Annotated in this window: 18 protein-coding genes and 1 pseudogene; 14 read left to right on the top strand and 5 right to left on the bottom strand. The window is 41.5% G+C overall.

Annotation, left to right across the window (positions count from 1 at the left end; all coding sequences use genetic code 11):
* Positions 1-597: 597 nt before the first annotated feature.
* Positions 598-2,067 (bottom strand): aminotransferase class I/II-fold pyridoxal phosphate-dependent enzyme, encoded by a 1,470-nt coding sequence (locus N1I87_RS11555; protein ID WP_327803210.1) that lies wholly within the window; start codon positions 2,065-2,067, stop codon positions 598-600.
* A 147-nt stretch (positions 2,068-2,214) separates the two neighbouring features.
* On the opposite strand from N1I87_RS11555, the gene N1I87_RS11550 reads away from it, so the two are divergent.
* The gene (locus tag N1I87_RS11550; RefSeq protein ID WP_341101853.1) at positions 2,215-3,174 is read left to right on the top strand and encodes an NAD(P)H-dependent flavin oxidoreductase; all 960 of its coding nucleotides are present in this window, start codon (positions 2,215-2,217) and stop codon (positions 3,172-3,174) included.
* A 33-nt stretch (positions 3,175-3,207) separates the two neighbouring features.
* Positions 3,208-3,489, top strand: a complete 282-nt coding sequence (locus N1I87_RS11545) for a UPF0223 family protein (protein ID WP_340396503.1) — start codon at positions 3,208-3,210, stop codon at positions 3,487-3,489.
* Positions 3,490-3,787: 298 nt separating this feature from the next.
* On the opposite strand, the gene N1I87_RS11540 is transcribed toward N1I87_RS11545, so the two are convergent.
* A complete protein-coding gene (locus tag N1I87_RS11540) occupies positions 3,788-4,438 on the bottom strand; it encodes a YktB family protein (RefSeq protein ID WP_003354418.1) in 651 nt (216 codons plus the stop codon).
* A gap of 153 nt (positions 4,439-4,591) precedes the next feature.
* On the opposite strand from N1I87_RS11540, the gene N1I87_RS11535 reads away from it, so the two are divergent.
* The 6 genes from N1I87_RS11535 to N1I87_RS11510 all read left to right on the top strand — a co-directional run bounded on the left by N1I87_RS11535 (position 4,592) and on the right by N1I87_RS11510 (position 9,547).
* On the top strand, positions 4,592-4,786 hold the full coding sequence (locus tag N1I87_RS11535) for a hypothetical protein (protein WP_270584189.1): 195 nt from the start codon (positions 4,592-4,594) through the stop codon (positions 4,784-4,786).
* Positions 4,787-5,095: 309 nt separating this feature from the next.
* Positions 5,096-6,469, top strand: coding sequence for an IS1380-like element ISGsp2 family transposase (locus N1I87_RS11530; protein ID WP_044899598.1), 1,374 nt, complete (start codon positions 5,096-5,098; stop codon positions 6,467-6,469).
* A gap of 469 nt (positions 6,470-6,938) precedes the next feature.
* On the top strand, positions 6,939-7,589 hold the full coding sequence (locus N1I87_RS11525; RefSeq protein ID WP_270584269.1) for an IS607 family transposase: 651 nt from the start codon (positions 6,939-6,941) through the stop codon (positions 7,587-7,589).
* Complete coding sequence (locus N1I87_RS11520) at positions 7,552-8,283, top strand: RNA-guided endonuclease InsQ/TnpB family protein (protein ID WP_341101847.1); 732 nt, start codon at positions 7,552-7,554, stop codon at positions 8,281-8,283. The genes N1I87_RS11525 and N1I87_RS11520 overlap by 38 nt, the downstream gene beginning before the upstream one ends.
* 35 nt (positions 8,284-8,318) lie before the next feature.
* On the top strand, positions 8,319-9,197 hold the full coding sequence (locus N1I87_RS11515; protein WP_011231214.1) for an IS982-like element ISGsp1 family transposase: 879 nt from the start codon (positions 8,319-8,321) through the stop codon (positions 9,195-9,197).
* A gap of 50 nt (positions 9,198-9,247) precedes the next feature.
* Positions 9,248-9,547, top strand: a complete 300-nt coding sequence (locus tag N1I87_RS11510) for a transposase (RefSeq protein WP_341101844.1) — start codon at positions 9,248-9,250, stop codon at positions 9,545-9,547.
* Between the two features lie 33 nt (positions 9,548-9,580).
* Here the strand turns inward: N1I87_RS11510 and N1I87_RS11505 are convergent, their stop codons facing one another.
* Positions 9,581-10,768 carry an IS701 family transposase gene (locus N1I87_RS11505; RefSeq protein ID WP_341101118.1) on the bottom strand — a complete coding sequence of 396 codons (1,188 nt, stop codon included), beginning with the start codon at positions 10,766-10,768 and terminating at the stop codon, positions 9,581-9,583.
* Positions 10,769-10,853: 85 nt separating this feature from the next.
* On the opposite strand from N1I87_RS11505, the gene N1I87_RS11500 reads away from it, so the two are divergent.
* The 3 genes from N1I87_RS11500 (at position 10,854) to N1I87_RS11490 (ending at position 13,128) form a co-directional block, all read left to right on the top strand.
* Positions 10,854-11,120, top strand: a complete 267-nt coding sequence (locus tag N1I87_RS11500) for a zinc ribbon domain-containing protein (protein WP_341101842.1) — start codon at positions 10,854-10,856, stop codon at positions 11,118-11,120.
* Positions 11,121-11,308: 188 nt separating this feature from the next.
* A complete protein-coding gene (locus N1I87_RS11495) occupies positions 11,309-11,758 on the top strand; it encodes a PH domain-containing protein (protein WP_003354420.1) in 450 nt (149 codons plus the stop codon).
* Between the two features lie 575 nt (positions 11,759-12,333).
* Entirely contained in the window at positions 12,334-13,128 is a 795-nt protein-coding gene (locus tag N1I87_RS11490; protein WP_003354422.1) for an inositol monophosphatase family protein, read from the top strand.
* A 55-nt stretch (positions 13,129-13,183) separates the two neighbouring features.
* On the opposite strand, the gene N1I87_RS11485 is transcribed toward N1I87_RS11490, so the two are convergent.
* Entirely contained in the window at positions 13,184-13,369 is a 186-nt protein-coding gene (locus N1I87_RS11485; protein ID WP_003354423.1) for a YlaF family protein, read from the bottom strand.
* A gap of 154 nt (positions 13,370-13,523) precedes the next feature.
* Between N1I87_RS11485 and typA the strand changes: the two genes are divergently transcribed.
* From typA to N1I87_RS18085, 3 genes and pseudogenes are all read left to right on the top strand, one after another.
* Positions 13,524-15,365 carry a translational GTPase TypA gene (typA, locus tag N1I87_RS11480; protein WP_340397080.1) on the top strand — a complete coding sequence of 614 codons (1,842 nt, stop codon included), beginning with the start codon at positions 13,524-13,526 and terminating at the stop codon, positions 15,363-15,365.
* 21 nt (positions 15,366-15,386) lie between these two features.
* On the top strand, positions 15,387-15,683 hold the full coding sequence (locus N1I87_RS11475; protein ID WP_040341542.1) for a YlaH-like family protein: 297 nt from the start codon (positions 15,387-15,389) through the stop codon (positions 15,681-15,683).
* Between the two features lie 678 nt (positions 15,684-16,361).
* A pseudogene (locus N1I87_RS18085) lies at positions 16,362-16,691 on the top strand (group II intron reverse transcriptase/maturase); the annotation flags it as partial.
* A gap of 352 nt (positions 16,692-17,043) precedes the next feature.
* Here N1I87_RS18085 and N1I87_RS11465 read toward each other — a convergent pair.
* Positions 17,044-17,244, bottom strand: a complete 201-nt coding sequence (locus tag N1I87_RS11465) for a YlaI family protein (RefSeq protein ID WP_270584470.1) — start codon at positions 17,242-17,244, stop codon at positions 17,044-17,046.
* Positions 17,245-17,288 lie beyond the last annotated feature (44 nt).

Genomic DNA, 17,288 nt, shown 5'->3' with positions numbered 1-17,288 from the left:
TAGAATGCCCGGCATATTTTATGCTGGCTTTTTTTTGCCCATTTTTCTGCTATGTGGTGGAAATTGCTTTGGCTGAAATGCTTTAACACAGTCTGCCGACCTAATTTTAAAAAGAAAACGTTTATGACTATGGTACGACCTAACGCTATTTACAAATTTCACTATACATTTTTCCCAGTCAAGCTAAGAGGTTAAGCTGATGGTGCCGGCGAATTTTAAATCAACGATACAATAGATGAGAGAAATGTGGACAGGAACGTCATTTCCATCTGTTCAAACAGAAACAAACGGATGTGAAAACGATCGATTGGAAAATGGATTTCTTTAAGTGGGGGTTTTTAAAGGGGGTTTTTTTAAAAACGGAAGGCATTTCACCTTCCGTTTTTAAACGCTGATCATTCAGAAAGGAAATGAATGGACTTTCATAATAGTCGTCATCCAATACCGAAATTTATCTTTTTCGGGGTCCATTGTCGCATAAAGCAGCTATCGTTTTGACGTTATTTACGAATTATTATGCTGCTGTCTAATTGGCGGCTGTTTAATAAATAGCCGTTTTTCAGTAAAGTGAAGGTCCATTTGAAACTGAGGTTGAATCTACCGTATAGCTTCGAATTCTTTGATGACTCTTAATGTTTTTAATTCCGGGTCTTCCGGGCCTTGGACAGGCAACCCCGCTTCCATGTTTTTTCGAATATAGGCTAAATTTTCTTCTGTAATAATTTCTCCGGGTATGAAAATAGGAATACCTGGAGGATAGACCATCACAAATTCAGCTATGATCCTACCCGCTGATTTTTCAAAAGGAACGATTTCTGTCTCCGCGTAAAAAGCATCCCTAGGGGTTAGGGCAAGATGGGGAATATCCGGCAGTAATACTTCTATATGCTTTTCTTCCGCATCATGTTGAAACGTTTCGGATAAATGTTTGAGCGCATTGACTAATATGGTTCCTTCTTTTTCTGTATCGCCGGGTGTAATGATGCAAAGGATGTTATATAAATCGGATAGCTCCACTTCAATTTGATAAACCTCACGGAGCCATTTTTCGGCATCATGTCCGGTGATTCCTAAATCTTTTACGGAAATAGTCAGTTTCGTCGGGTCGTAATCAAAAACAGCTTCTGAGTCGAGAATTTCTTCGCCTACACAATACAAATATGGAATTTCATTTATTTGTTTACGAATGTTTTCTGCTAATGCGATCGTTCGGTCTAAAAGTTCTTTTCCTTCGGTCGCAAGACGTTTCCGTGCGACATCCAATGAAGCGAGCAGCAAATAAGAAGTTGACGTTGTCGTCAACATGCTCATGATCGATTGGACTTTATTAACGGAGACTAATCCTTCCCGAATGTTTAAGATCGAGCTTTGTGTCAAAGAACCGCCTAATTTGTGGACGCTCGTAGCCGCAAGATCTGCCCCGGCTTGCATGGCCGAAATAGGCAAATCGTCATGAAAATGAATGTGGGCGCCATGGGCTTCATCCACTAAAACGGGAACGTTGTAAGAATGGGCAATCTCTACAATTTTCTTTAAGTCTCCGGAAACGCCGAAATAAGTAGGATTTATGACTAAAACCCCTTTAGCGTCTGGGTGTTGTTTTAACGCTTTTTCCACTGCATCGGCAGTAATACCGTGTGAAATACCGAGACGGCCATCAATTTCCGGGTGGATAAAGATCGGAACAGCACCGGAAAAAATGATAGCGGACATGATAGATTTATGAACGTTTCTAGGAATGATGATTTTATCGCCAGGTCCACAAACGCTCATGACCATTGCCATAATGGCGCCGCTTGTTCCTTGAACGGAAAAAAAGGAATAGTCTGCTCCGAATGCTTCGGCTGCCAACTTTTGCGCCTGATGAATCACGCCTTTTGGATTATGGAGGTCATCAAGTGGGGCAATATTAATCAAATCAATGGATAACGCATTTTCGCCGATAAATTCTCTGAATTTCGGATCCATTCCCGCTCCTTTTTTATGGCCGGGAATATGGAACTGTACAGGATTTTTTTTGGCATGCTGGACTAATGATGTAAACAATGGTGTATCAAACTGGGACAATTCAACAATCACCTCTTCATGTAAGCTAAAACAAATGAATTATAGCATGGGAGTTGGGATTTTCCTAGTTTTATTTGTAACCAATTGTGAAAAGAAAAAGGACTTTGAAGGTAAAAGTAGAATAAATAAGTGTCGGGAGGGATTAACTTGAATTGGGAAACTCGTGTAACAAAATTGTTAGGGATTCAATACCCGATTATACAAGGCGGATTAGCCCATCTTGCCTATTCTGAACTGGCAGCCGCCGTTTCTAATGCTGGTGGATTAGGTCAAATTACGGCCATGTCGTTAGAAAAACCGGAAGATTTACGGGAGGAAATTCGGAAGGTAAGAGGATTAACTGATAAACCATTTGGAGTCAATTTTGCAATTGGGCAGCACAATCGTTCTTTTTCACATTTTTTGGAGATTGCTGTAGAGGAAAAAGTGCCGGTCATCACCATGACAGGCGGCAATCCTGCCCCTATTTTCGATCAGCTTAAGGGAGTAGATGTGATTAAGCTGGTCTTAGTGGCGGCTGTACGACAGGCGCAAAAAGCGGAAGAACTTGGCGCCGATGCAGTCATGGTCGTCGGCCAAGAAGGTGGAGGGCATTTAGGAAAGAATGACATCGGAACATTCGTATTGACGCCAAAAGTGGTTGACAGCGTCAGCATCCCGGTCATTGCGTCAGGTGGAATTGGCGATGGCAGAGGGCTTATGGCTGCTCTCAGTCTTGGAGCTGAAGGTATTGAAATGGGTACAAGGTTTATCGCGACAAAAGAATGCGTCCATGCCTCCGAATTATATAAAAACTACCTTATTCAAGGGACTGAAAATGACACAGTAGTGATTAAACGAACTTTAGGTGCGCCTGGAAGAGCCATTAAAAACAGCTGGACAGAAAAAATTTTAGAAATCGAAAAACAAAATGGGGGCTATGAACAGCTGAAAGATTACATAAGCGGTGAAGCCAATAAGCGTTTTATATATGAAGGAAAAGCGGATTCCGGCTTTGCTTGGGCCGGGCAAGTGATGGGATTGATCAAGGACGTTCCGTCTGTCAAAGAGTTAATAGAAAGAATGATTGGAGAGGCGGAGGACATTCGCCGAAAATGGGCATACTAAAGTTAGCAAAACAGAATAAGCAGGTGGAATAATATGAAGGAATATTCTTATCCGTTTTCATTTGATTGGTCCACTCAGGAAGTCATCGATGTGATCAAATTTTTTCGAGCTATTGAAGAAGCTTATGAGAAGGGAATTGAACGAGAAGAGCTGATGGCTGCTTATCGCCGCTTTAAAGAAATCGTTCCGAGCAAATCGGAAGAAAAAAAGCTTTGCAACGAATTTGAAGAATCGAGCGGCTATTCTTCTTATCACGCCGTCAAAAAAATGAAAGCTTTAAAACCGGGCGATAAGGTGTTCATGGACCAAAAGTAGTCATAACAAAAGGGCTAGGCGTCCATTCTACCGTTTTAGATCCTGCAACTTTGGTAGAAGGGGCTTAGCCCTTTGTAGTGATGTTAAACCTATCGATCATGAGGTGTTTGTCCATCTTAGGGGATTTGAAAGGAATCATTGAAAACTTTTGCGTGATGGGGTCTCCTTTTTTCTCGTCTGAAATAAACAGATTTACCGCAACATCATTATGTAAACCGCGTTTTCTTAATCAGAATAAGCAGTTTTACTGTTATTTTAGCTAAAGCCGAACAATCCTGGTTCGTATGGATGCGGCACACTATTTGTCAGGTGAAATCGCCATTTGTCTGTGTGCCAGTTTGTACAGAGGGATTAATTGTACAAAGACATCCTCAATCGTATTCAAAAGGTCTGTGCTGTTTAAATGTACGGCTTCATCTTTGGGTATATGCAAACCGCAAAGAGCTTCCGCTTTTTTGACGAATTGGAGTCTTTCAAACAATTGAACCAGTTGTTGGTCGGACAATTCGTTCGATTGGATGGCATTTGGTTTCGTGTGATCATCGGACCATACAAAATGCGAAGGGATCCGTTTTCGAATCGCAGATATTTCATTTTGAAAAGAAGCGCCGATCTGATCTTTATTGGGAGCTTCATTTATGACAGCGAACCAGATAAATAAATGCGTTTCCCAAAGGCCGATTTGAAAATGAGGGAGTTTTTTGTATCCACGTTTACTTGAAGAAAAAGCAACCCATGTATCATTGGGCGGGTTGATGGTACGGCGGGCATGCTTTGCCACATGATAATGCATTTCATCTCCCGTTAAGGTGCTAAGCGTCGGTGCAAAGTATTTCCCTAAAAATTCGAGTTTTGGACGAACGAGTCTTTTGATCGCCTCCATTCGGGCATCCAAGCCAGGAATTTGAAATACTTGAAAATCTTCATTCGAAAAACCGGTAAAATTCATCTTTGTCCCTCCTTAAAGATTGAACATATTTTATCATAAAGGGCTTTGAAAATTAAATTTTCTTTTAGGCAGCGAGACATTTTTGTTACAAGTTATCATACCATTTCATATGATGTACTAATCATAAGTTGATTTCGAGGGAGTGTTTCTTCAATGAAACATTTGGTGAATGACTCGAAGAAAAAGAAAACACAAGAAAAGTTGGCCGTTATTCGTATGGAATTGGATTATGAATTAGCCGTTCTGTTTGAAGCTATGGAGCAAAATGATAAAGAAAAGATGGACAAAGTGAAAACAAAATTACGAGCTTTGCGTGAAGAATTGGTGCGGTTAGAATCGTTGCTGTGAAAAAACAGGGAAGATAAAAAGAAAAGAAGGCGGACCCGAAACGAGAGTTTAAAGGTCTTTTTTTGTGAATTTCACAACCGACATTTTTCCTTTTAAAGGAGTGATAATTAAAAGAAATGAATGCTATGGAGTTCTGATTGAAAAAATAATTTTAAAGAAATGAAGATTGAAAGAGTGAGAGCAGCCGTCTAATATTTGGTAAGATAGAAATAACCTGAATCCGTGACAAAACATCTTTACAATGGTCGCAAACCGTTGATACGATAAGGAAAAACGACGTTGACGATTCTTCATCAAGTAGGTGATGTGATGAAAGATTTCCCGATTCGGTTTGTATTGACAGATGAAGCGATTACCCCAAGTGCTGGGCTTGCTCTCGTTGGCTACTTACTCCATCGAACGAAACTGGATAAACGGGTAAACGCACTTCGGCTTCCAACGGTTCGTCGAGAAGTGCACATTTCCCATAGCGATGTCATTCGCTCGATGATTGGCTTGCTTGCCACAGGAAAAACGGATTTCGATCATATCGAAGCGTATCGTCAGGACGATATCTTTTCGGCATCGATGGGGATTCAGCACGTGCCTTCCTCTCCAACCTTGCGACAACGACTCGATCAGCTCGCTTGTCTTCCGATGACCGAAACGATTCTTTGGGAGGAGTCCATACGTCTGTTGATTCAACGACATGCCACTTTGTCCCCTTGTTGGACCAAAGGAAAGACGACATGGCTTCCCCTTGATATAGATGGTTCCCCATTTGACAACTCCGATACGAAAAAAGAAGGAGTCAGTCGAACGTATAAAGGATTTGACGGTTTTACACCGTTGTTTGCGTATGCAGGGAAGGAAGGGTATCTCGTTCATGCCGAGTTGCGTCCAGGGAAACAACATGTGCAAGACAACATGCCCTCGTTTTTAGTCACCGCTATCCGTCGAGCTCGTCAACTGACTTCATCTCGTCTGCTTGTTCGCATGGATGCAGGAAACGATGCAGAAGCGAATGTGCACGTATGCCTAAAGGAAGACGTGGACTTTGTCATCAAGCGAAACTTACGCCGAGAATCGAAAGCGCTTTGGTTCCAGATCGCTTCGCAAAAGGGCAAACGTGTCGATGATGGACAAAGCGAAGGAGTACAAACCTATGAGCTATGCCTTCCACAGAAGGCAGCGATCGATGGAAACACGTATACGTACGTTCAAGTCACCCAAGTAACGGAACGGACGATGGAACGCAATGGACAGCTGATGCTCGTTCCTGATTATGAAGTGGAAAGCTATTGGGTGCGGCTCAAAGGATACGAGCATGTTCGAATGAGCGATGTGCTCGCGTTGTATCATGACCATGCGACATGCGAACAGTTTCATAGCGAACTGAAGAGCGACTTAGATTTAGAGCGGCTTCCATCTGGGAAGATGAAAACGAATGCGCTCGTGTTGGTCATGGGAGCCTTCGTTTACAATCTTCTTCGTCTGATTGGACAAGATCTATTAAGCGATCCGAGACATCCGTTGCACCACAAAGTGAAACGCCGCCGCATCAAGACGATTATTCAGACGGTGATCACGATGGCAGGGCGACTCGTCCGTCGATCACGACAGATCTGGATGAAACTGACGCGAAGGAGTGGCTATAGCGAGCCCCTACTGAACGTCTATCAGAAATGGAGAGAGGCAAGATAACGAACGAATGTTCGGGCACTAATGTCCAACGTCACTCCCTGTGCTTTTTTGTCTATTTTTTTGGTTCGTATACCTAAAAAAGAGATTTGTTCCATTTTCGGAAATAGAGATGACATAGGTCATAAGCATAAAAAGGGTTTTATGGATTATCAATCCATCAAAATTACAACAAAATCAAAGTCGATTTCAATTCATCACGGATTCAGGAATAACATATGCATTTCCCGGGTGAAGATCAACGAAAGAGGAGATTGAAGAGGTGATTTGCGGGGCAGGAAACCTTTGATATTCTAATCGCTTGCCATGAGGAAAAGATCGTTTTTCATAAATATCCATGATAAATGACAATGATGACAGATGTATCAGTTAAGAGGGCTTAAACAGTTTTAAATAACTTATAAAAAGTTATAAAATTTTTATTGACTTTATAATTTTTTCATGCTATATTTAATTTAAGGAGGAATATAGCATGAGATATTATAGCATTCATGAATTTTCCAAATTAATCAATCGAACGCCACAAACTTTAAGAAATTGGGACAAAAGTGGAAAATTAAAACCACATCATACTGGCTCAAACGGCTATAGATATTATTCTCACGATCAACTTAAAGAGGTACTTGGTATTAAAGAAACTAGTCAAAAAGTGGTTGGTTATTGCAGAGTTTCTTCTAATAAACAAAAAGATGATTTGCAAAGACAAGTTGAAAATATGAAAAAATATTTAGAATCGTTAAATGTTGAATATGAAATCATTCAAGACATTGGTAGTGGGATTAATTACAAGAAAAAAGGTTTGCGTCAACTAATCAAAATGATAAATAACAAAGAAGTAGATAAAATAGTAGTATTCCATAAAGATAGGCTTCTTAGATTTGGTTTTGAATTGGTTGAGTATATGGCAAACCTTAATGGGTGTGAGATTGAAGTTTTAGATAGCACTGAAAAAACAGATGAACAAGAACTTGTAGAAGATTTAATACAGATTGTTACAGTATTTAGTTGTAGATTACAAGGAAAACGTGCTAATAAAACTAGAAAGTTAGTAGATGAATTAATTGAGGAAAATGAGGAGTTGCTAAATGATAAAGTCAATAAAAGTGATGTTGAAACCAAATAATAAGCAAAAAACTAAATTATTTCTATATGCGAATACAGCTAGATTTGCTTATAATTGGACAATTGCAAAGCAACAAGAAAATTATCAAAATGGTGGTAAATTCATCAATGATTCAACTTTGAGAAAACAGTTTACTCAAATGAAAAATCTTGATGAATTTAATTGGCTGAATAATGTAAGTAATAATGTAACGAAACAAGCTATTAAAGATGCTTGTGATGCTTACAAACGATTTTTTAAAGGACTATCAAAATATCCAAAATTTAAGAGTAAAAAGAAATCTACACCCAGTTTTTATCAAGACAATGTGAAAATTAAATTCACAAAAACACATGTAAAAGTAGAAGGATTTGCTTCAAGTAAGAAGTCGAATAAACAAAAGATAAATTGGATTCGATTAGCAGAAAAAGGACGTATTCCATTTGGTGAAAATGTTAAGTATATGAATCCTCGATTTACATTTGATGGTTTGAATTGGTGGGTATCTGTTGGAATAGAAACAGATAGTGATTATTCTCCTTCAAAAACAGAAGGGATAGGTATTGACTTAGGAATAAAAGATTTAGCTGTTTGTTCTGATGGTAAAGTTTATGGAAATATTAATAAAACAAAAAGAATTAGGCAACCCGTGGTGCTAGATAAAACTCAGACAAGCATAAAAATAGCCCTTGCTGGCGGATCTCCAGTAGAATGAAAGTGTCACCCAACATTCGAAAGGAGAGATCCCCCATGCAAGAGCACTTTCATTTTACTACAGATCCAGCCAAACTTCAAAAACAATATGCCGCTATTTTCTGTTTTGTTTCTGCCCAACTGTCGTTGATTCAAATGTATCTTCATCGCCGCAACCGTCACTTGGTCAAGCAAGAAGACGAAGTGGTCATGGCGGTTCACCTTTTGGGGAAGCTGCTGGGCTTTTCTTCCGAACGAGCCTGGCATCGTTTTGTCACGGGAAATTTGTTCACAAACGGCTCGTTTCTTGAACGCTCCCGATACAACCGCCGCTGCCGAGCGCTTGGTTTCGCCATCAAATGGATCCGTCATGAGCTGGCGAAACGTGGCCAACACCATGCTTATGCGGTCGTCGACAGCTTGCCTCTTCCGTTGTGCCATCCCGCAAGAATGCAGCGCGTCAAGCGGTTTCGAGGGATCGCGGATATGGGGTATTGTGCTTCCAAAAAGCAATGGTACTACGGTTTCAAGCTGCATCTTCAAGTGACCAATCAAGGGCTGGCCATGGGCTATGTCGTGACGGAAGCGTCCTGCCACGACGTCAAAGCCGCTGAAACGGTGATGACTCAAATCCCTCATCCCTACAACTTTGGGGACAAAGGGTACATCAGCCACGCTCTTCGAGAAAAGCTGTACGAAGAACACCAAGCCGCGTTCTGGACACCGTCTCGACACAATCAAAAGCACGGCCCATCCAAGGCATGGGAAGAATGGATCAGGAAAAAACGCAAAGTCATCGAGACGGTGTTTTCGATTCTCGTAGACCAATACCGGATCACCGACATTCGAGCGAATTCCATTGCCGGGTTTGAAGTGGCACTCGATGGCATCTTGTTGGCTTATTCCTTGGTCACACTAGGGCTGGTTGAGCGCTGACACTCAACTAGCACCACGGGTTTAGGCAATTAGAAAAGAAAAAGCGCAGGTTGCAACGTAAAATTTCAAGAAAATATGAAAAAGGAAGGGAGGGAAACCGTTACAGGAAAACCAACAACATTATAAAAAGTGAAAAGCAACTTTTAAAAGTTTCACGAAGACTAACGAATATTCGTCATAACTACATACATCAAATCACTTCTGAAATCGTAAACAGAAAACCAATGTTTATTGTTTTAGAAGATTTGAATGTAAAAGGTATGATGAAAAATAAACATTTAGCTGAATCTGTTCAACAACAGTGTTTCCATGAATTTAGAACTGTAGATGAGCATTTTTCATTACAATAATTTCCATGGTTAGAGAGACAAACAGGGTACCCCTTACGCGATACGGAGCTGTTTTTTGATCACATCAATGGGAATATCTTGCTTTGCAGCGTCATAAATGAACTCGACGACGCTGTGGTCTTTCCGCGACCGAAGAAGCTCCAGCCCGGTGGAGAGGTTTTGTCGGGATTCGGCGATGCTGTACACGCAGGCCAACAGCACCACCGCCCAATACCGTTTCACCGCCCGAATGTGGCGAACGCGGTATCCATCCAGCTTCAGTTGATCTTTCGCCTGCCGGAAAAAGCACTCGATCGTCCAGCGCTGGGCGTAGTAACGCAAGATGTCTTCGTCCCCGAGTTCCCGGTCGGTGCTCAAGATGCAATGAAGATGTTCCGGCGCCATCGGCTGATCCGCCTTCCAAGCCAGTAGCACCACCGCGTCATCGAGGCCATGGATGGCCCCCTCATAGCGATACACGCGATAACGCTCCTGCCCCACCGTGACGAGGCGGGTGTCTTTGGACTCGATATAGCGGGCGAACTGCTTGGCTTGGATGGCGATGCCTTTCGGGTAGAGAATCCGGTTCGTCTTGAGCATCGCGATGACATGGAATCCCTGTTTCAAGCAGGCTTCAATGAGCTTTTTGGACGGATACCACGAATCCATGAGCACATACACCGGCTGAGCCCGCTTCACCTTGAGCGAGGAAAGCATCTCGATCGCCAGGTCGATCTTGCTTTTTCCCGCTTTCTTGTCATACAGGCGGAACGCAAATGGGAACGCCTGCGTGAAGGTGTGCACCATCAGCCAAACGAGCGAATGCCCCCAGACCGATTGATGATCTTTATGCGAGTAGTGCCAGTCGCACCCTTGAATGGCGTGCGCAGCCCGTGACGAAGGCTTCGTTTTTTGGCAAATCGTATCATCAATCGAAACAAAAAGGGGTTGATTCTTCCGTTTGGCCAGTCGTTTGACCTGGGAAAGGATCCACTCTTGAAGCTTCCCAAGCAGCCTTTCCTCGTTCCAAGGGCTTTTCGTGAAAAAGTGACTGAGCGTCGTTCGATGATTCGGATGAAAGCTCCAGTAATGAATATCAGTCAATGTTCCCGAGAATCCCTTGGTGGTCAAGGCATCGACGATATGAATGAGATGCTTGATGACCGGTTTGGAAAGCTGCAGCGTCAACCCCAGCGTGAAGAAAAACTTGTGGATTCCTTGGTGATGTGCTAATCTATTCATGAGACATGAACCTCCTTGTGTGAATGGGTTTTGAGCACATCTATTTTACCCAAGGAGTCCGGTTCATGTCTCCTTTTTTGTTTAGTTGTCAATTTATGTCAGTGAATTTGCTCATCTACAGTTTAGAAGACAAATTGAATACAAGTCAAATTGGAATAATATTCGCTTCATTTTGGCGGATAGATGGTTTCCAAGTTCTAAGTTGTGTTCTTGCTGCGGAAAACTTAAAAAAGACTTGAAGTTATCCGATAGAACTTTTGAATGCGAATGTGGAAATATTGTTGATCGAGATTATCAAGCGTCTATAAATCTTAAAAAATATGGTGAAAATGTTTTAGAATCTGCATCTTAACAATGCAAGTTAATGCAGACATGTACCGATTCGTTAGTCGGGAATTTACGACTTTGGAGTGTTACACCAAATGCAAGTAGCGATCTGTTTAATAGATAGACGTGAAAGCAGACACGATGAAGAAGTAATGAAACATAAAAGTTGTAGGAAATTATAACTTTTTATAAGTTTTCTGTAACGGGATTAAGTTGGTATTTTACTCGAAAAAAGGACCCGTTAGTTCCATCCTGACATGGCTGTTAATCATTGGAAGTATTGCATTGCCGATAGCTGTCCACTTAGAGTTAGGTACTATAGCAGAGAATCTAACTGTTACGGACAAAATTTTATTAACAGTCATCTGTAGTTTATTTACATTCTTTTTGCTTTCAGGATGGTTGCTTACACTTTACATTTTAACGGACAAAGTCTTAAAAGTGAGGGGAGGAATTTTTAGCTGGACCATTCCTCTCGAAAAGATTGAAGTGATTACCGAGTCAAAAAATCCCTTAGCTGCACCTGCTCTATCACTTGATCGTTTACTAGTGGTGTATGAGAAATCGAAGTTTATCTTCATTTCTCCTAAAGACAAATCGTTATTTTTAAAACAAATAAAAAAAATGAGACCAGACATAATCATTGAAGTTAAACGGTTTTAGGTTATGTACAAATTTGCGTAAAGAAACCGTTTTACAGTTACATATTGATTGAAGAAGCCATAGAGAAGTATTAAAATGAGTGAAAGAAATAAGAATTAGAAAAAATGAGTAGCAAATGAAAAGAAACTACCCTGCAGAAAAATAAGGTGGTTTTCAGTTTATACTTTACATAAGATTCTGTAGGCTTCCAAGGCTTTTACAAAAGCTTCAACGGATTTTGTCACAGCAGCGGGACGGAATGACTTTTCTCAATGTTTGAAGATCTCGTACGCCACATATACTCCAATAGGAACTCTTGGAGTTGTAACTATAAATTCTTTTGTTGATGGTAATTCCAGAACAACCTTCTTTTTCATCAATAAAACAAGCCCGCTGCTGTGGCCGGAGAACCGAATTTCCATGAACTTATTTTGGATCCGTTTCGACAGTCTTGGAATCATCACAGTACTGTGCTGTGAAATTGGCCGGAGAGGCTTTTTAATTAAGTACATAATCGAACGTTGGCAATGAGAAGGATTATAAATTGCCTTTATTGACTGCAATCGTATTTTTATCCGGATTTGGAGGAAATCGAGATGACGAATTGGAATGAAATAGATGCAAAGGTGAAACAATGGCTGCGGGAGGCAGGGGACAATATACGAAAATCGTTCACTGAAACATTGGATATTCAAACAAAATCAAATCCAAATGATTTAGTAACCAACATGGATAAAGCGACTGAACAATTTTTTATCGAAAAAATTAAACAAAACTATCCGGATCATTCGATATTGGGCGAGGAAGGGTTTGGCGATAAGCTTGAGTCATTGGATGGGGTCGTGTGGATTATTGATCCGATTGACGGGACCATGAATTTTATTTATCAGCAGCGTCATTTCGCTATATCCATCGGGATTTTCGAAAACGGAATCGGTCGATTGGGATACATTTATGATGTGGCACATGATGAGCTTTATTTTGCTGAAAAAGGGAAAGGAGCCTTTTTAAACGGCAAGCCGTTAAAAAAACTGGCTCCTGTTAAAGTGGAAGAAGCGATTATTGCTTTAAATTCTACATGGCTGGTTCAAAATCGAAGAATGGATCCAAAGCCGCTCATTTCATTGGCCCAAACGGTGCGAGGAACGCGGTCTTACGGAACGGCAGCGTTGGAATTTGCTTATGTGGCAGCTGGCATATTAGATGGATATATCACGATGAGGCTTTCACCATGGGATTTTGCCGCCGGAAAAATTCTGGTGGAAGAAACAGGTGGAATTGTGACAAACTTAAAAGGGGAGCCGCTTAATTTGCTAGAGAATAACACGATATTTGTAGCAAAACCTGGTTTGCATACGGAAATTATGGAGCGATTCCTTCAAAATATTTAACGTAAACAAAAATTCGCTAAAAGTGCTTGCCATCCAGCACTTTTAGCGGTCACGTTTACAGTCTGCCTTCTTCTCTTCTTTTTCGTTTTAATTTAAAGCCCGTTCCCATGATGGCGAATAATAAAATAATACAAATGATGATGCCGGCCAAGCTTTGTTCTGCGATGAATATGCCAATGCCAATGATGCTGGCGGCTGCTGCTACTGCAAAAAATAAGAAAATCCATTGAATGTTTTTCATCACCAGTTAAGCCTCCTTCTCTCTCATATTTTACATAACTCTTTTTCAATTTTCTACATTCTGTGATATAATTGATGGGTTAATGGAAAAACTTTTATTTCAACGTGCAAACAGACAATGCAAATTGCTGTGGTAATAGAAAGGAAGTATTACTTTGAATAGAAGGGAAAATATACGCAACATTGCTATCATTGCCCACGTAGACCACGGAAAAACAACATTGGTGGACCAATTGCTTCGCCAATCAGGAATTTTCCGATCCAATGAGCATGTGGAAGAGCGGGCGATGGACTCGAATGATTTGGAAAGAGAACGCGGTATTACCATTTTGGCAAAAAATACGGCTGTTCAATACAAAGATGTAAAGATCAATATTTTGGATACTCCTGGCCATGCTGACTTTGGAGGAGAAGTAGAACGTATCATGAAAATGGTCGACGGGGTATTGCTCGTGGTCGATGCCTATGAAGGGTGTATGCCGCAAACCCGATTTGTCTTGAAAAAAGCATTGGAACAAAATTTAACTCCTATCGTTGTGGTGAATAAAATCGACAGAGAATTTGCACGTCCAGAAGAAGTAGTGGATGAAGTGCTTGAACTGTTTATCGAGTTGGACGCCAATGACGATCAGCTTGAATTTCCTGTCATTTATGCTTCTGCCATTAACGGGACGGCAAGCACGACTCCTGACAAACAAGGGGAAAACATGCAGCCGCTGTTTGACGCGATCGTCGAACATATCCCGGCGCCTGTAGATAATCGTGATGAACCGCTGCAATTTCAAGTGGCTCTGCTTGACTATAATGAATATGTGGGCCGGATTGGGATTGGACGTATTTTTAGAGGTTCCATGAAAGTAGGACAACAAGTCGCTTTAATGAAACTGGACGGTACGGTGAAATCATTCCGTGTTACTAAAATGTTCGGCTTTTTCGGATTGAAAAGAGTCGAAATTGAAGAAGCGTATGCAGGTGATTTAGTAGCGGTATCGGGAATGGAAGATATCAACGTTGGAGAGACGGTATGTCCTATCGATCATCAGGAAGCATTGCCGCCATTACGAATTGATGAACCGACGCTGCAAATGACGTTTCTTGTCAACAACAGTCCGTTTGCCGGTCGAGAAGGCAAGTATGTGACTGCCAGAAAAATCGAAGAGCGCTTAATGGAACAATTGCAGACCGATGTCAGCTTGCGGGTGGAAAGCACGGATTCTCCCGATGCGTGGATAGTGTCTGGACGCGGGGAACTTCATTTGTCTATTTTAATTGAAAATATGCGTCGTGAAGGTTATGAGCTGCAAGTTTCAAAACCGGAAGTCATTATCAAAGAAATTGATGGCGTCAAATGTGAACCGGTGGAAAGAGTGCAAATCGACATTCCTGAAGAGCATACTGGCGCTGTGATTGAATCTCTCGGATCCCGAAAAGGCGAAATGCTCGATATGATCAATAACGGAAATGGTCAAGTACGATTGATTTTTATGGTTCCTGCCAGAGGATTAATTGGGTATACAACCGAATTTATGACATTGACGAAAGGTTACGGAATTTTAAATCATACCTTTGACAGCTACCAGCCAATGCAGCCTGGAAGAGTAGGAGGTCGCCGACAAGGAGTTCTTGTTTCAATGGAAACGGGGACGGCCACACCGTATGGAATTGGCCAGGTGGAAGACCGAGGCACTATTTTTGTGGAACCGGGAACAGAAATTTATGAAGGAATGATCGTCGGAGAGCATACTAGAGAAAATGATCTTGCTGTTAATATCACAAAAGTGAAGCATGCAACCAATGTCCGTTCAGCCACGAAAGATCAAACGACCGTTTTGAAAAAACCAAGAATTCTTTCTTTGGAAGAGGCTTTGGAATATTTGAATGAAGATGAGTATTGTGAAGTAACGCCGGAATCGATTCGACTACGGAAAAAAATCTTGAATAAAAACGAACGGGAAAAATTGGAGAGAAAGAAAAAATATTCAGATACACGCTCTTAAGGGGGAAAACACGTGGCAGGAATGGAACATGTCAGCCCGCTTTTGGCCCTCTTGATCCAGCTTGTGGGGGTGAAGGGGGCTGTCTGGTTGTACTTCGTGATCATCATTGTGTTATCCATCCTTGTGTATAATCTCGGGTTCGCCAGAAAGCTTTCTTTTGGGAAAAATATCGTGATTTATGTTCTCATGATCATGGGCTCTTTTATTTTGTTGATATTATCCTATCAGTTGCCTGTTGTGGAAAGTCTTTTTGTCGCAGCCATTGTATTAGGCATTTACCGAATCCGTCGAAACAAGAAAGAAGCGGAAAGTGAATGATGCGATTTTCCGTTGGTTATCGAAAATAATAGATTGTGTGTCATTGCAATTGGGCGTCAGGCAGACATGCCAATCAAAATAAAAAAGAAGTTCCGAATACAGGAACTTCTTTTTTATTTTTGTGCGCCTGGCATGGGTGCAGTCTATAGGGGGAAAGTCCTGAGCCACGAAGGCAGTAGTAGTGGTTAGCTTAACGCAAGGGTGTCCGTGGTGACACGGAATCCGAAGGAAGCGAGCGGCAAACTTAGGGTCTCTCGGAACACGAACTTCATAGAAGGCTAGGTAACATTGGATGAGTCTGCAAAACAAGATAAAGTCCATACTGCCGAAGATGTTACAGAGTAAATGAAGCAGATAGATGGAGAGAAAGACTGTACTCTTACCCAGGGAGGTCTGACGGACACGCCAACTGAGTTGGTAACCCATCTAGCGATGGATGGCTGAACCGTCAGAAGTCAGCAGACGTCATAGTACAAATAAGGTCGCTCCTTATTTGGAAGGACGGAACAATCAAAGAGGGTTTTCTACTCGGACATTCTAATGGAACAATGACACAGACAATCCGAAACGGACTTACTTGAAGAGAGTAGTGGTGAATCCCACGAGGGACTTCAAGAGGGTGGAGCTTATATTAGGTCTATGGAAGAGAATAGAAAACACACGCAAGGAGTCATATTTATGAGAATGGAACAGGTTTTATCACGTGAAAACTTACTAGAGGCACTTCACCGAGTGGAACGAAATAAAGGAAGTCATGGTGTGGACGGAATGAGTGTATCCGAACTACGACCGTACATGATGGAACATTGGCATGAAATCCGCACGTCTCTACTGGAGGGAACCTACAAACCGCAACCAGTCCGACGAGTCGAAATCCCGAAACCGAACGGCGGTAAACGGAAACTAGGTATCCCTACTGTGATAGACCGTTTCATTCAACAGGCTTTAAACCAAGCATTCACACCCATATTTGATCCGGGATTCTCAGAGAATAGCTTTGGATTCCGCCGCAATAAGAATCTTGATAAATGGATAAGAAGAAGGCTCCGAATGATTATCTGGAAACAGTGGAAGAAGCCGAAAACGAAAATAAAGAAACTTATACAACTCGGAGTTCAACCATATAAAGCATATGAATGGGGAAATTCGAGGAAATCATATTGGAGAATCTCTAAAAGTCCCATATTACACAAAACCCTTGGCAACTCTTATTGGAGTAGCCAAGGGCTGTAAAGCCTGTACAGTAAATATGGCGAAAAGCGTCATTTATTGATTGAACCGCCGTATACCGAACGGTACGTACGGTGGTGTGAGAGGACGGAGGTTCACCACCTCCTCCTACTCGATTGCCATTCATAGACTATGAATGGTTGCTCATTTTTCCTGATCGGTATAAACGGAATTTCCCAGTGGCGATTCTTGCTTTTGTTCGTTCTGTAATCCGATCATGACACTCTTGGCACATATAGGTGTGGATCGGACGGTTCCTTAGCCGTTTTGCTAACACAGAATCGTCATCCAAATGGTCAATGCGGTCGCATAAAATGCATTTTACCCTCAAATTCAACACCTCATTACCAAATCAACTGTTCTTAAGTATACATT

Origin of the sequence: Bacillus sp. FSL W8-0102 (assembly GCF_038007225.1) — a bacterium.
GTDB classification, from domain to species: domain Bacteria; phylum Bacillota; class Bacilli; order Bacillales; family DSM-4216; genus Bacillus_O; species Bacillus_O smithii.
This window is presented reverse-complemented; position numbering and strand designations above follow the sequence as displayed.